9 protein-coding genes, 6 tRNA genes and 3 rRNA genes are annotated in these 14,207 nt (G+C 54.0%); all 18 read left to right on the forward strand.

Features of this window, described 5'->3' with window-relative positions; translation table 11 throughout:
* A 16S ribosomal RNA gene (locus LT42_RS20805) occupies window positions 1–515 on the forward strand; the annotation flags it as partial.
* A 121-nt stretch (window positions 516–636) separates the two neighbouring features.
* A tRNA-Ile gene (locus LT42_RS20810) sits at window positions 637–713 on the forward strand.
* Between the two features lie 10 nt (window positions 714–723).
* A tRNA-Ala gene (locus tag LT42_RS20815) sits at window positions 724–799 on the forward strand.
* 231 nt (window positions 800–1,030) lie between these two features.
* A 23S ribosomal RNA gene (locus LT42_RS20820) occupies window positions 1,031–3,921 on the forward strand.
* A gap of 146 nt (window positions 3,922–4,067) precedes the next feature.
* A 5S ribosomal RNA gene (gene rrf / locus LT42_RS20825) occupies window positions 4,068–4,183 on the forward strand.
* Window positions 4,184–4,380: 197 nt separating this feature from the next.
* Entirely contained in the window at window positions 4,381–5,337 is a 957-nt protein-coding gene (gene birA, locus LT42_RS20830; RefSeq protein WP_037018507.1) for a bifunctional biotin--[acetyl-CoA-carboxylase] ligase/biotin operon repressor BirA, read from the forward strand.
* A gap of 76 nt (window positions 5,338–5,413) precedes the next feature.
* On the forward strand, window positions 5,414–5,743 hold the full coding sequence (locus tag LT42_RS25800; RefSeq protein ID WP_152597718.1) for a hypothetical protein: 330 nt from the start codon (window positions 5,414–5,416) through the stop codon (window positions 5,741–5,743).
* 230 nt (window positions 5,744–5,973) lie between these two features.
* Window positions 5,974–6,058 (forward strand) — tRNA-Tyr (locus tag LT42_RS20835).
* A 27-nt stretch (window positions 6,059–6,085) separates the two neighbouring features.
* A tRNA-Gly gene (locus tag LT42_RS20840) sits at window positions 6,086–6,159 on the forward strand.
* Between the two features lie 27 nt (window positions 6,160–6,186).
* Window positions 6,187–6,262, forward strand: a tRNA-Thr gene (locus LT42_RS20845).
* A gap of 176 nt (window positions 6,263–6,438) precedes the next feature.
* Window positions 6,439–6,514: transfer RNA gene (locus LT42_RS20850), tRNA-Trp, on the forward strand.
* Between the two features lie 45 nt (window positions 6,515–6,559).
* On the forward strand, window positions 6,560–6,928 hold the full coding sequence (secE, locus tag LT42_RS20855; RefSeq protein WP_037017694.1) for a preprotein translocase subunit SecE: 369 nt from the start codon (window positions 6,560–6,562) through the stop codon (window positions 6,926–6,928).
* 9 nt (window positions 6,929–6,937) lie between these two features.
* Entirely contained in the window at window positions 6,938–7,471 is a 534-nt protein-coding gene (gene nusG, locus LT42_RS20860) for a transcription termination/antitermination protein NusG (protein ID WP_003317113.1), read from the forward strand.
* 119 nt (window positions 7,472–7,590) lie between these two features.
* Complete coding sequence (gene rplK, locus LT42_RS20865; protein WP_037017696.1) at window positions 7,591–8,022, forward strand: 50S ribosomal protein L11; 432 nt, start codon at window positions 7,591–7,593, stop codon at window positions 8,020–8,022.
* Window positions 8,022–8,717: a 50S ribosomal protein L1 gene (gene rplA, locus LT42_RS20870; RefSeq protein ID WP_037017698.1), complete on the forward strand. Its 696-nt coding sequence runs from the start codon at window positions 8,022–8,024 to the stop codon at window positions 8,715–8,717. The genes rplK and rplA overlap by 1 nt, the downstream gene beginning before the upstream one ends.
* A gap of 197 nt (window positions 8,718–8,914) precedes the next feature.
* Window positions 8,915–9,415 (forward strand): 50S ribosomal protein L10, encoded by a 501-nt coding sequence (gene rplJ, locus LT42_RS20875; RefSeq protein WP_037017701.1) that lies wholly within the window; start codon window positions 8,915–8,917, stop codon window positions 9,413–9,415.
* 77 nt (window positions 9,416–9,492) lie between these two features.
* Window positions 9,493–9,858: a 50S ribosomal protein L7/L12 gene (gene rplL, locus LT42_RS20880; RefSeq protein ID WP_019409897.1), complete on the forward strand. Its 366-nt coding sequence runs from the start codon at window positions 9,493–9,495 to the stop codon at window positions 9,856–9,858.
* Between the two features lie 220 nt (window positions 9,859–10,078).
* Complete coding sequence (gene rpoB, locus LT42_RS20885) at window positions 10,079–14,152, forward strand: DNA-directed RNA polymerase subunit beta (protein ID WP_037017706.1); 4,074 nt, start codon at window positions 10,079–10,081, stop codon at window positions 14,150–14,152.
* Window positions 14,153–14,207: the final 55 nt, after the last annotated feature.

Consider the following 14,207-nt stretch of genomic DNA (forward strand, 5'->3'; position numbering starts at 1 on the left):
TCGGGAACATTGAGACAGGTGCTGCATGGCTGTCGTCAGCTCGTGTCGTGAGATGTTGGGTTAAGTCCCGTAACGAGCGCAACCCTTGTCCTTAGTTACCAGCACGTTATGGTGGGCACTCTAAGGAGACTGCCGGTGACAAACCGGAGGAAGGTGGGGGATGACGTCAAGTCATCATGGCCCTTACGGCCTGGGCTACACACGTGCTACAATGGTCGGTACAGAGGGTTGCCAAGCCGCGAGGTGGAGCTAATCCCAGAAAACCGATCGTAGTCCGGATCGCAGTCTGCAACTCGACTGCGTGAAGTCGGAATCGCTAGTAATCGCGAATCAGAATGTCGCGGTGAATACGTTCCCGGGCCTTGTACACACCGCCCGTCACACCATGGGAGTGGGTTGCACCAGAAGTAGCTAGTCTAACCTTCGGGAGGACGGTTACCACGGTGTGATTCATGACTGGGGTGAAGTCGTAACAAGGTAGCCGTAGGGGAACCTGCGGCTGGATCACCTCCTTAATCGAAGACTCAGCTTCTTCGCAAGTTCCCACACGAATTGCTTGATTCATTGAAGAAGACGATAGAAGCAGCTTTAAGCTCCAAGCTGATAGCTCACGCTAACAGTTACAAGCTCGAAATTGGGTCTGTAGCTCAGTTGGTTAGAGCGCACCCCTGATAAGGGTGAGGTCGGCAGTTCGAATCTGCCCAGACCCACCAATTTTGTTATGGGGCCATAGCTCAGCTGGGAGAGCGCCTGCCTTGCACGCAGGAGGTCAACGGTTCGATCCCGTTTGGCTCCACCATAACTGCTTCTGACTGCTGAAAGCTTAGAAATGAGCGCTCCATCCGATGGATGATGAGTGTTGATTTCTAGTCTTTGATTAGATCGTTCTTTAAAAATTTGGGTATGTGATTGAAATATAGACTGGGCACCTCTTTCACTGGTGCGTGTCCAGGCTAAGGTAAAGTTTGTGAAATGCAAACTTTCGGCGAATGTCGTCTTCACAGTATAACCAGATTGCTTGGGGTTATATGGTCAAGTGAAGAAGCGCATACGGTGGATGCCTTGGCAGTCAGAGGCGATGAAAGACGTGGTAGCCTGCGAAAAGCTTCGGGGAGTCGCAAACAGACTGTGATCCGGAGATGTCTGAATGGGGGAACCCAGCTGTCATAAGACAGTTACCTTACACTGAATACATAGGTGTATGGAGCGAACCAGGGGAACTGAAACATCTAAGTACCCTGAGGAAAAGAAATCAACCGAGATTCCCTTAGTAGTGGCGAGCGAACGGGGACCAGCCCTTAAGTTGATTTGAGATTAGCGGAACGCTCTGGAAAGTGCGGCCATAGTGGGTGATAGCCCTGTACGCGAAAATCTCTTGTCAATGAAATCGAGTAGGACGGGGCACGAGAAACCTTGTCTGAACATGGGGGGACCATCCTCCAAGGCTAAATACTACTGACTGACCGATAGTGAACCAGTACCGTGAGGGAAAGGCGAAAAGAACCGCGGAGAGCGGAGTGAAATAGATCCTGAAACCGTATGCGTACAAGCAGTGGGAGCCCACTTTGTTGGGTGACTGCGTACCTTTTGTATAATGGGTCAGCGACTTATTTTCAGTGGCGAGCTTAACCGAATAGGGGAGGCGTAGCGAAAGCGAGTCTTAATAGGGCGTCTAGTCGCTGGGAATAGACCCGAAACCGGGCGATCTATCCATGGGCAGGTTGAAGGTTAGGTAACACTGACTGGAGGACCGAACCGACTACCGTTGAAAAGTTAGCGGATGACCTGTGGATCGGAGTGAAAGGCTAATCAAGCTCGGAGATAGCTGGTTCTCCTCGAAAGCTATTTAGGTAGCGCCTCATGTATCACTGTAGGGGGTAGAGCACTGTTTCGGCTAGGGGGTCATCCCGACTTACCAAACCGATGCAAACTCCGAATACCTACAAGTGCCGAGCATGGGAGACACACGGCGGGTGCTAACGTCCGTCGTGAAAAGGGAAACAACCCAGACCGTCAGCTAAGGTCCCAAAGTCATGGTTAAGTGGGAAACGATGTGGGAAGGCTTAGACAGCTAGGAGGTTGGCTTAGAAGCAGCCACCCTTTAAAGAAAGCGTAATAGCTCACTAGTCGAGTCGGCCTGCGCGGAAGATGTAACGGGGCTCAAACCATGCACCGAAGCTACGGGTATCACGCAAGTGATGCGGTAGAGGAGCGTTCTGTAAGCCTGTGAAGGTGAGTTGAGAAGCTTGCTGGAGGTATCAGAAGTGCGAATGCTGACATGAGTAACGACAATGGGTGTGAAAAACACCCACGCCGAAAGACCAAGGTTTCCTGCGCAACGTTAATCGACGCAGGGTTAGTCGGTCCCTAAGGCGAGGCTGAAAAGCGTAGTCGATGGAAAACAGGTTAATATTCCTGTACTTCTGGTTATTGCGATGGAGGGACGGAGAAGGCTAGGCCAGCCTGGCGTTGGTTGTCCAGGTTTAAGGTGGTAGGCTGAAATCTTAGGTAAATCCGGGGTTTCAAGGCCGAGAGCTGATGACGAGTGTTCTTTTAGAACACGAAGTGGTTGATGCCATGCTTCCAAGAAAAGCTTCTAAGCTTCAGGTAACCAGGAACCGTACCCCAAACCGACACAGGTGGTTGGGTAGAGAATACCAAGGCGCTTGAGAGAACTCGGGTGAAGGAACTAGGCAAAATGGCACCGTAACTTCGGGAGAAGGTGCGCCGGTGAGGGTGAAGGACTTGCTCCGTAAGCTCATGCCGGTCGAAGATACCAGGCCGCTGCGACTGTTTATTAAAAACACAGCACTCTGCAAACACGAAAGTGGACGTATAGGGTGTGACGCCTGCCCGGTGCCGGAAGGTTAATTGATGGGGTTAGCTAACGCGAAGCTCTTGATCGAAGCCCCGGTAAACGGCGGCCGTAACTATAACGGTCCTAAGGTAGCGAAATTCCTTGTCGGGTAAGTTCCGACCTGCACGAATGGCGTAACGATGGCGGCGCTGTCTCCACCCGAGACTCAGTGAAATTGAAATCGCTGTGAAGATGCAGTGTATCCGCGGCTAGACGGAAAGACCCCGTGAACCTTTACTATAGCTTTGCACTGGACTTTGAATTTGCTTGTGTAGGATAGGTGGGAGGCTTTGAAGCGTGGACGCCAGTCTGCGTGGAGCCAACCTTGAAATACCACCCTGGCAACTTTGAGGTTCTAACTCAGGTCCGTTATCCGGATCGAGGACAGTGTATGGTGGGTAGTTTGACTGGGGCGGTCTCCTCCTAAAGAGTAACGGAGGAGTACGAAGGTGCGCTCAGACCGGTCGGAAATCGGTCGTAGAGTATAAAGGCAAAAGCGCGCTTGACTGCGAGACAGACACGTCGAGCAGGTACGAAAGTAGGTCTTAGTGATCCGGTGGTTCTGTATGGAAGGGCCATCGCTCAACGGATAAAAGGTACTCCGGGGATAACAGGCTGATACCGCCCAAGAGTTCATATCGACGGCGGTGTTTGGCACCTCGATGTCGGCTCATCACATCCTGGGGCTGAAGCCGGTCCCAAGGGTATGGCTGTTCGCCATTTAAAGTGGTACGCGAGCTGGGTTTAGAACGTCGTGAGACAGTTCGGTCCCTATCTGCCGTGGACGTTTGAGATTTGAGAGGGGCTGCTCCTAGTACGAGAGGACCGGAGTGGACGAACCTCTGGTGTTCCGGTTGTCACGCCAGTGGCATTGCCGGGTAGCTATGTTCGGAAAAGATAACCGCTGAAAGCATCTAAGCGGGAAACTTGCCTCAAGATGAGATCTCACTGGAACCTTGAGTTCCCTGAAGGGCCGTCGAAGACTACGACGTTGATAGGTTGGGTGTGTAAGCGCTGTGAGGCGTTGAGCTAACCAATACTAATTGCCCGTGAGGCTTGACCATATAACACCCAAGCAATCTGCAGACAGACAGCAGATTGCGGTGTGTGAAGACGCATGAAGACGAAAGTTTGCGACCACACAGACAGACACCTGATCACATACCCGATTTGCCGAAGCGTTCGAGAGGACGAGTCGGCACCCGAATTTCTTGACGACCATAGAGCGTTGGAACCACCTGATCCCATCCCGAACTCAGCAGTGAAACGATGCATCGCCGATGGTAGTGTGGGGTTTCCCCATGTGAGAGTAGGTCATCGTCAAGATTAAATTCCAGAACCCCATCTGCTTACGCAGATGGGGTTTTGTTTTTGCGCGCGATTAAGTGCCAGTGCCAGTGCCCAGCCATTAGGCGAGTTGGGACATCAGGAGGGGGCGGGGCTTCCTGCGGATGTCTTACGCACCCTTGTTTGGCCTGACTAAGCGATTATCATGCGCTGCTTACTCCCACACGGTCGAAACCATGCAAACGCTGCTGAAGCTACTAGGGGATGGTGAATTTCACTCTGGCGAGGATCTCGGGCTGGCACTTGGTGTAAGCAGAACCGCAGTTTGGAAGAAGCTGCAGCAAATCCAGAACGAATTGGGGATCGAATTTCATAAGGTGCGGGGTCGTGGTTATCGTCTGGCGTCGCCGCTCTCTCTGCTGGATGCCAGTGCTCTTGATATCGAGCATGCGCGGCTTGGTTGGAAATGTAAGGTTCACGTAATCATTGACTCGACTAACGCGGAAGCATTGCGACTACTCCAGACCCAGGAGACGCTTCCTGCTCTGGTGGTAGCAGAGCAGCAGACCGCCGGCAGAGGTCGGCGGGGTCGGCAGTGGGTGAGTCCCTTCGCTCAGAACCTCTATTACAGCATTGCGCTCAGGCTGGACGGAGGAATGCGTCGACTCGATGGTCTGAGTCTATTGGTTGGTCTTGCAGTAGTGGACACGGTACGGGACCTCGGTGTCACGAGCGCTGGCTTGAAATGGCCCAATGACATTTTGGTCGGTCCCAAGAAGCTTGCAGGCGTCCTGTTAGAGCTTACTGGGGATCCTGCCGATGTCTGCCATGTAGTGATTGGTATTGGCCTTAACATCAACATGCGTGAGTCCGACGGCGTGGGGCAGGCTTGGACGTCAATGTCCCTGGAGCTGGGTCGCGTTTTAGACCGCAATGAAGTGATTTGCGCGCTTAGCCACAAACTCAGCTTATATCTGGCAGGGCATCAACGCGATGGATTTACCGCATACAGACAGGGTTGGGAGAGCAAGCACCTCTGGCAGGGATTGATGGTCACGTTGTCTACAGGCGCTGAATCCATTGAGGGGCGTGTGCTGGGAGTGGGGGTCGATGGCGCTCTGCGTTTGATGGTAGACGGACGAGAGGAGCACTTTAGCGGCGGAGAGGTGAGCCTTCGACTCGCCGGCGATTAGTCGGATACATGTCCTCAAACTGCAGCGATTGCCACCTGGCGCGGGTTGATGAGGTAGATATGCCCTGGGCATTTTGATGTTGGTTTTGATAAATGTTCTATACGTTGCTTGGCGCTATCGGGATGCGGCGCTGCAACCGAAAGAACTTGCGCCGCTGCTGACCAATCGCTCCTATGGCGGGTCAATCCGCCTGCTCAACGAGTCAGTTCCGGAAGCAGTAACTTTAGGTTCTCTAAGCGGCGAGCAAGCATGCCTGTATTTAGGGGGTATGGCCAACGAGCGCGCGGCCCACCTGATTGCGCGACGCCTTAAAAGTTTGGACATCGACGCTCGTCGTAGCAAGAGGACTGAGGTCCGTACTGATGATCTGTGGCTCAGCATTTCGCCCAAAGCAAGCGCTTGGTGAGTGACCCGGCCTTGGCAGATCTGCATTCTGATTTTCCGGGACTAAAAACTAAAATAATGTCATGCGCAGGCATTGCAACTGAAGATTAGTTTGAATAGAATGGCGCCCGCTTCGCAGTGCAGATCGAAAGAACGCGGCGAAGAGTGTGAAGTCAATCGTTGTAACCTCAAGTTTTTATTGAGAAAAAGGTTGACAGAAGGGTGGCATGGTATAGAATGCTGCCTCGCTTAGGAGGGGTTCCCGAGCGGCCAAAGGGATCAGACTGTAAATCTGACGTCTACGACTTCGAAGGTTCGAATCCTTCCCCCTCCACCATAATTTGAGCGTAAGCATCAAAGCTCAGCGGGTATAGTTTAGTGGTAGAACCTCAGCCTTCCAAGCTGATGATGCGGGTTCGATTCCCGCTACCCGCTCCAGGTTTTGTTGGTTGTGCAGCGTGTTTTGCTCTTGTAGCTCAGTTGGTAGAGCACACCCTTGGTAAGGGTGAGGTCAGCGGTTCAAATCCGCTCAAGAGCTCCATGAATAAGGCAGGTACAGAAGTATCTGCCTTTGCTTTAAGCGTCGGTGCAGCTGCATCAAGATAGCTGCTACAGCGGCGACGCGACAGCGCAGCGACGTAGCCTCAGGGCTGTTTTCGAGGCGGTGTTGAAATCTTCCCGTCGGGTCCGCATAATACGCGGCCTGATTTTGCTTTTAGGTCAGTAGCTCAATTGGCAGAGCGACGGTCTCCAAAACCGTAGGTTGGGGGTTCGATTCCCTCCTGACCTGCCAGATTTCGAAAAGTTATCTGGCTTTCTTTTCACAGGATTTTAGTAGATGAATCCAAAGGCTGAAGCCCAAGACTCCCGTTTTGATCTCGTTAAGTGGCTTGTTGTAGTGCTTTTGGTGGTCGTGGGTGTCGTTGGAAATCAATACTACTCCGCGCAGCCAATCCTGTATCGCGTTCTCGCCTTGCTCGTTATTGCCGCTGTGGCTGCCTATGTGGCGCTGCAGACTGGTAAGGGCAAGGCTTTTTTCGTGTTGGCCAAGGAAGCTCGCGCTGAGATTCGCAAAGTCGTGTGGCCTACGCGTCAAGAGACAACCCAAACCACGTTGATCGTGGTGGCTGTTGTTCTTGTTATGGCGCTGCTGCTGTGGGGTTTAGATTCCCTGCTCGGCTGGCTTGTTTCCTTGATTGTCGGCTAAGGGTGTCCCGTGGCTAAGCGTTGGTACGTAGTGCACGCCTACTCAGGCTATGAGAAGCATGTCATGCGCTCTCTGGTTGAGCGTGTAAAGCTTGCAGGCATGGAAGATGGCTTCGGCGAGATTCTGGTCCCCACTGAAGAAGTAGTGGAGATGCGTAACGGCCAGAAGCGCAAGAGCGAGCGGAAGTTCTTCCCTGGCTATGTGCTTGTCCAGATGGATATGAATGAGGGTACCTGGCACTTGGTCAAGGACACTCCTCGTGTTATGGGCTTTATCGGTGGCACAGCTGACAAGCCTGCGCCGATTACCGACAAAGAAGCCGAAGCCATCCTGCGTCGCGTGGCCGATGGTAGCGATAAGCCTAAGCCCAAGACTCTTTTTGAGCCTGGCGAAGTAGTGCGCGTGACTGACGGTCCGTTCGCTGATTTCAATGGCACGGTTGAAGAAGTTAACTATGAAAAGAGCCGGATCCAAGTGGCGGTGCTCATTTTCGGACGCTCTACCCCGGTAGAGTTGGAGTTCAGTCAGGTCGAAAAGGCGTAACTGAGCTCAGAATCCCATACCCCGCAGCCTTGGGCTGTGGGGTTTTTTCGTCACCGGGATAAACGCGCAAGTAACCGGGGAGCCTTTCGAGGCGCTAGAACCCGTAATTGGAGTGCCTCATGGCCAAGAAGATTACCGCTTACATCAAGCTTCAAGTGAAAGCCGCTCAGGCTAACCCGAGCCCACCTGTTGGTCCTGCACTGGGTCAGCACGGCGTGAACATCATGGAATTCTGCAAAGCGTTCAACGCCCGTACTCAGGGTATTGAGCCAGGTCTGCCGACTCCTGTGATCATCACTGTCTACAGTGACCGCAGCTTCACCTTTGAAACCAAAAGCACCCCGGCTTCGGTACTGCTGAAAAAAGCGGCTGGCCTGACCAGCGGCTCGGCTCGTCCGAACACCGTAAAAGTTGGCACAGTGACCCGTGCTCAGCTGGAAGAAATCGCCAAGGCAAAAAATGCCGACTTGACCGCTGCTGATATGGACGCCGCCGTGCGCACCATCGCCGGTTCCGCTCGTAGCATGGGCCTTAACGTGGAGGGTGTGTAATGGCTAAGCTGACTAAGCGCCAAAAAGCTATCGCTTCCAAGGTTGAAGCTGGCAAATCGTATAACTTCAACGACGCTGCTGCCCTGCTGGCAGAGTTGTCGACAGTGAAGTTCAGCGAATCTGTAGATGTTGCTGTGAACCTCGGTGTCGATCCTCGTAAATCCGACCAGGTCGTACGTAGCGCTACCGTGCTGCCGCATGGCACTGGCAAGACCGTTCGTGTAGCCGTGTTTACTCAGGGTCCAGCTGCTGAAGCTGCTCTGGCTGCCGGCGCTGATCGTGTTGGTATGGACGACCTGGCTGCTGAAATGAAAGGCGGCGACTTGAACTATGACGTCGTAATTGCTTCCCCGGACGCAATGCGGGTTGTTGGTCAGTTGGGTCAGATCCTCGGTCCACGCGGCCTGATGCCTAACCCTAAGGTCGGTACCGTTACTCCGGACGTCGCCACTGCGGTTAAAAACGCGAAGGCTGGTCAGGTTCGTTATCGCACCGACAAAAATGGCATTATCCACACTTCCGTTGGCAAGGTCGGCTTTGAAGCAGACAAGCTGCGTGAGAACGTTGAAGCGCTGATCGCTGACCTTAAGCGTATCAAGCCAGCTTCCTCTAAAGGTATTTATGTCAAGCGCGTGACACTGAGCACTACTATGGGCCCAGGCCTGGTCATTGACCAAGGTTCGTTGGACGCGTAAGACCGGCATGGCGTGGGTAACTGCGCTATTGCAAAAATTGGGGTCCCTGCCTGGCGGGGGCTATCCAAGACCGTAGGCGGCGCGAGCCTTAAACCAAAAGCCTACGCAGATGGTGCTCCCGGTTCCTTACCGAATCAGACACCAAAACGACATTTGGCTTCGGTCAGATGAAACGGTAACAAGCAGGAGTTAGACCCGTGGCAATTAAACTCGAAGACAAGAAGGCCATCGTCGCTGAAGTCAACGAGGCTGCCAAAGTCGCTCTGTCTGCTGTTGTGGCTGATGCCCGCGGTGTGACAGTAGGCGCGATGACCGGACTCCGTAAAGAGGCTCGTGAAGCTGGCGTGTACGTACGTGTTGTGCGTAACACCTTGCTCAAGCGCGCAGTTGCTGACACTGAATACAGTGTTCTCAACGATGCGTTCACCGGCCCGACCTTGATCGCTTTCTCCAACGAACATCCAGGTGCTGCTGCCCGCTTGTTCAAAGAGTTCGCAAAAGGTCAGGACAAGTTCGAGATCAAGGCAGCTGCGTTTGAGGGCAAGTACCTCGCAGCTAATCAGATCGACGTACTGGCAACACTGCCAACCCGCAACGAAGCGATTTCGCAGCTGATGAGCGTGATTCAAGGCGCTACCAGCAAGCTCGCTCGTACGTTGGCGGCAGTCCGCGAACAGAAAGAAGCCGCCGCAGCCTAAGGGCTGGCACTTCCTCTCGCGTAATTTGTTTATTTTGATGGTCGCGTAGGCCGTCCCCCAATTCAGGAATTAGAGTCATGTCTATCTCTCAAGACGATATCCTCAACGCCGTAGCTGAAATGTCTGTTCTGCAGGTTGTAGAGCTGATCAAAGCATTCGAAGAAAAATTCGGTGTCAGCGCTGCCGCTGCTTCCGCTGGTCCAGCTGCTGCTGCTGCCGTTGTTGAAGAGCAAACTGAATTCAACGTCATGCTGCTGGAAGCTGGCGAGAAGAAAGTTAACGTCATTAAAGCAGTTCGTGAACTGACCGGTCTGGGCCTGAAAGAAGCCAAGGCAGTCGTTGACGGCGCGCCAGCAATGGTCCTGGAAGCAGTAGCTAAAGACGCTGCTGACAAGGCCAAGGCCACCCTGGAAGAAGCAGGCGCTAAAGTCGAGCTGAAGTAAGCATCGACTTTGCGTTTCCAGCCCAAGCGTTAAGCGAAAGGCTGATGGCTGGTGGCTTCTGCCACCGGCCTTTTTCCGTTGTTGGCAGCTGATTCGGTTAGCGCTGATTACGTGATCTACCCACCTCGACGGTGGCGCGAACCATGGGGTTCGCAAGATTTTTCTGGCTGCTCCCGTCGGGGGGAGCCAAACAAGCAGGTGACCAAGCTGGGGAACGCTGATGGCTTACTCATATACTGAGAAAAAACGTATCCGCAAGGACTTTAGCAAGTTGCCGGACGTCATGGATGTGCCTTACCTCCTGGCCATCCAGCTGGATTCGTATCGTGAATTCTTGCAAGCGGGAGCGACTAAAGATCAGTTCCGCGACGTGGGCCTGCATGCGGCCTTCAAATCTGTTTTCCCGATCATCAGCTACTCCGGCAATGCTGCTCTGGAGTATGTGGGCTATCGTCTGGGCGAACCGGCTTTTGATGTCAAGGAATGCGTGCTGCGCGGTGTGACTTACGCCGTACCGTTGCGGGTAAAAGTACGTCTGATCATTTTCGACAAAGAATCGTCGAATAAAGCGATCAAGGACATCAAAGAGCAAGAAGTCTACATGGGTGAAATCCCCTTGATGACCGAAAACGGTACCTTCGTTATCAACGGTACCGAACGAGTAATTGTTTCCCAGCTGCACCGTTCCCCGGGCGTGTTCTTCGACCACGACCGCGGCAAAACGCACAGCTCCGGCAAGCTGTTGTATTCGGCTCGCATCATTCCTTACCGTGGCTCGTGGCTGGACTTCGAATTCGATCCGAAAGACTGTGTCTTCGTTCGTATCGACCGTCGCCGCAAACTCCCTGCATCGGTTTTGCTCCGTGCACTGGGTTACACCACTGAGGAAGTGCTTGATGCCTTCTACACCACCAACGTATTCCATGTTCAGGGCGAGAACCTGAACCTGGAGTTGGTGCCTCAGCGCCTGCGCGGCGAAATTGCCGTCCTGGACATCCTGGATGACAAGGGCAAGGTAATTGTTGAGCAAGGCCGTCGTATTACGGCTCGCCACATCAACCAGCTCGAAAAGGCGAACATCAAGACGCTTGAAGTTCCGCTCGACTACGTTATTGGCCGCACTAGCGCCAAGGCCATCGTGCATCCGGCAACGGGTGAGATCATTGCCGAGTGCAATACCGAGCTGAATACCGAGATCCTCGCGAAAATTGCGAAAGCTCAGGTTGTTCGCATCGAGACGCTGTACACGAACGACATCGATTGTGGTCCGTTCATTTCCGACACTCTGAAGATCGACTCGACAGGCAATCAGCTGGAAGCCCTGGTCGAAATCTATCGGATGATGCGTCCTGGTGAGCCACCTACCAAGGACGCTGCAGAGACCCTGTTCAACAACCTGTTCTTCAGCCCGGAGCGTTACGATCTGTCGGCTGTAGGTCGGATGAAGTTCAACCGTCGTATTGGCCGTACCGAGATCGAAGGTTCCGGTGTCCTGCACAAAGACGACATCGTTGCCGTGCTGAAAACCCTGGTAGACATCCGTAACGGTAAAGGCATCGTCGATGACATCGACCACCTCGGTAACCGTCGCGTTCGATGCGTAGGCGAGATGGCCGAGAACCAGTTCCGTGTAGGTCTGGTACGAGTCGAGCGTGCGGTCAAAGAGCGCCTGTCGATGGCGGAAAGCGAAGGTCTGATGCCTCAGGATCTGATCAACGCCAAGCCTGTTGCTGCGGCGGTGAAAGAGTTCTTCGGTTCCAGCCAGCTGTCGCAGTTCATGGACCAGAACAACCCGCTGTCCGAGATCACTCACAAGCGTCGTGTCTCTGCACTCGGCCCTGGTGGTTTGACCCGTGAGCGTGCCGGCTTTGAAGTTCGAGACGTACACCCGACTCATTACGGTCGTGTATGCCCGATTGAAACTCCGGAAGGTCCGAACATCGGTCTGATCAACTCCCTGGCTGCTTATGCTCGCACCAATCAGTACGGCTTTCTTGAGAGTCCGTACCGTGTAGTGAAAGAAGGCCTGGTTACCGACGAGATTGTTTTCTTGTCAGCGATTGAAGAAGCCGATCATGTGATCGCGCAGGCTTCTGCTGCCATGAACGATAAAGGCCAGCTGATTGACGAACTGGTAGCAGTGCGTCACTTGAACGAGTTCACCGTCAAGGCGCCGGAAGACGTCACCCTGATGGATGTTTCGCCGAAGCAGGTAGTTTCGGTTGCAGCATCGCTGATCCCGTTCCTTGAGCACGACGACGCCAACCGTGCGTTGATGGGTTCAAACATGCAGCGCCAGGCTGTTCCAACATTGCGCGCTGACAAGCCGCTTGTTGGTACCGGCATGGAGCGCAACGTTGCGCGCGACTCCGGCGTTTGCGTCGTGGCCCGTCGTGGCGGCGTGATCGATTCGGTAGATGCTAGCCGTATCGTGGTTCGCGTTGCTGATGACGAAGTTGAGACAGGCGAAGCCGGTGTCGACATCTACAACCTGACCAAATACACGCGCTCGAACCAGAACACATGCATCAACCAGCGTCCGCTGGTGAGCAAGGGTGATCGTGTACAGCGCAGCGATATCATGGCTGATGGCCCGTCCACCGATATGGGTGAACTGGCGCTGGGTCAGAACATGCGCATCGCGTTCATGGCATGGAACGGCTTCAACTTCGAAGACTCCATTTGCCTGTCCGAGCGTGTTGTTCAAGAAGATCGCTTCACCACAATCCACATTCAGGAACTGACCTGTGTGGCGCGTGACACCAAGCTGGGTCCTGAAGAGATCACTGCTGACATCCCTAACGTGGGTGAAGCAGCACTGAACAAGCTTGATGAAGCCGGTATCGTTTATGTAGGTGCTGAAGTAGGCGCTGGAGACATTCTGGTAGGTAAGGTCACTCCGAAAGGCGAGACCCAGCTGACTCCGGAAGAGAAGCTGCTGCGCGCAATCTTCGGTGAAAAAGCCAGTGACGTTAAAGATACCTCCCTGCGCGTACCTACAGGTACCAAAGGCACCGTCATCGACGTCCAGGTCTTCACGCGTGATGGCGTTGAGCGCGATGCTCGTGCGCTGTCGATCGAGAAGAGCCAGCTTGACGAGATCCGCAAGGACTTGAATGAAGAGTTCCGCATCGTTGAAGGCGCAACCTTCGAGCGTCTGCGTTCTGCTCTGGTAGGTCGTACCGCCGAAGGTGGTGCTGGCCTGAAAAAAGGCCAGGAAATCACTAACGAAGTTCTGGATGGTCTGGAACATGGTCAGTGGTTCAAGCTGCGCATGGTTGAAGATGCGCTGAACGAGCAACTCGAGAAGGCCCAGGCGTATATCGTTGACCGTCGCCGTCTGCTTGATGACAAGTTTGAAGACAAGAAGCGCAAGCTGCAGCAGGGCGATGACCTTGCGCCGGGCGTGCTCAAGATCGTCAAGGTCTACCTTGCCATTCGCCGCCGCATCCAGCCGGGCGACAAGATGGCCGGTCGTCATGGTAACAAGGGTGTGGTCTCCGTGATCATGCCGGTTGAAGACATGCCGCACGATGCCAACGGCACGCCGGTGGATATCGTCCTCAACCCGTTGGGTGTACCGTCGCGTATGAACGTCGGTCAGATTCTCGAAACTCACCTGGGCCTCGCGGCTAAAGGCTTGGGCGAGAAGATCAACCGCATGCTCGAAGAGCAGCGTAAAGTTGTTGAGCTGCGCAAGTTCCTGAACGAGATCTACAACGAGATTGGCGGCCGCCAGGAAAGTCTTGATGACCTGTCTGATCAGGAAATTCTGGACCTGGCTAAAAACCTGCGTGGCGGCGTTCCAATGGCTACCCCGGTATTCGACGGTGCCAAGGAATCCGAGATCAAGGCGATGCTCCGCTTGGCGGACATGCCGGACAGCGGCCAGATGCAGCTATTCGACGGCCGTACCGGTAACAAGTTTGAGCGTCCGGTCACCGTTGGCTACATGTATATGCTGAAGCTGAACCACTTGGTGGACGACAAGATGCACGCGCGTTCCACTGGTTCGTACAGCCTCGTTACTCAGCAGCCGCTGGGTGGTAAGGCTCAGTTCGGTGGTCAGCGTTTCGGGGAGATGGAGGTCTGGGCGCTGGAAGCATATGGCGCGGCGTACACTCTGCAAGAAATGCTCACAGTGAAGTCGGACGACGTGAACGGCCGTACCAAGATGTACAAGAACATCGTGGACGGCGATCACCGTATGGAGCCGGGCATGCCCGAGTCCTTCAACGTGTTGATCAAAGAAATCCGTTCGCTCGGTATCGATATCGATCTGGAAACCGAATAACACGTGACGCGAATCGAGGGTGGGTCAGTATGACCGCCCTCTGCTCCGCCAGGAG

Origin of the sequence: Pseudomonas lutea (genome assembly GCF_000759445.1) — a bacterium.
Taxonomy (GTDB): Bacteria; Pseudomonadota; Gammaproteobacteria; order Pseudomonadales; family Pseudomonadaceae; genus Aquipseudomonas; species Aquipseudomonas lutea.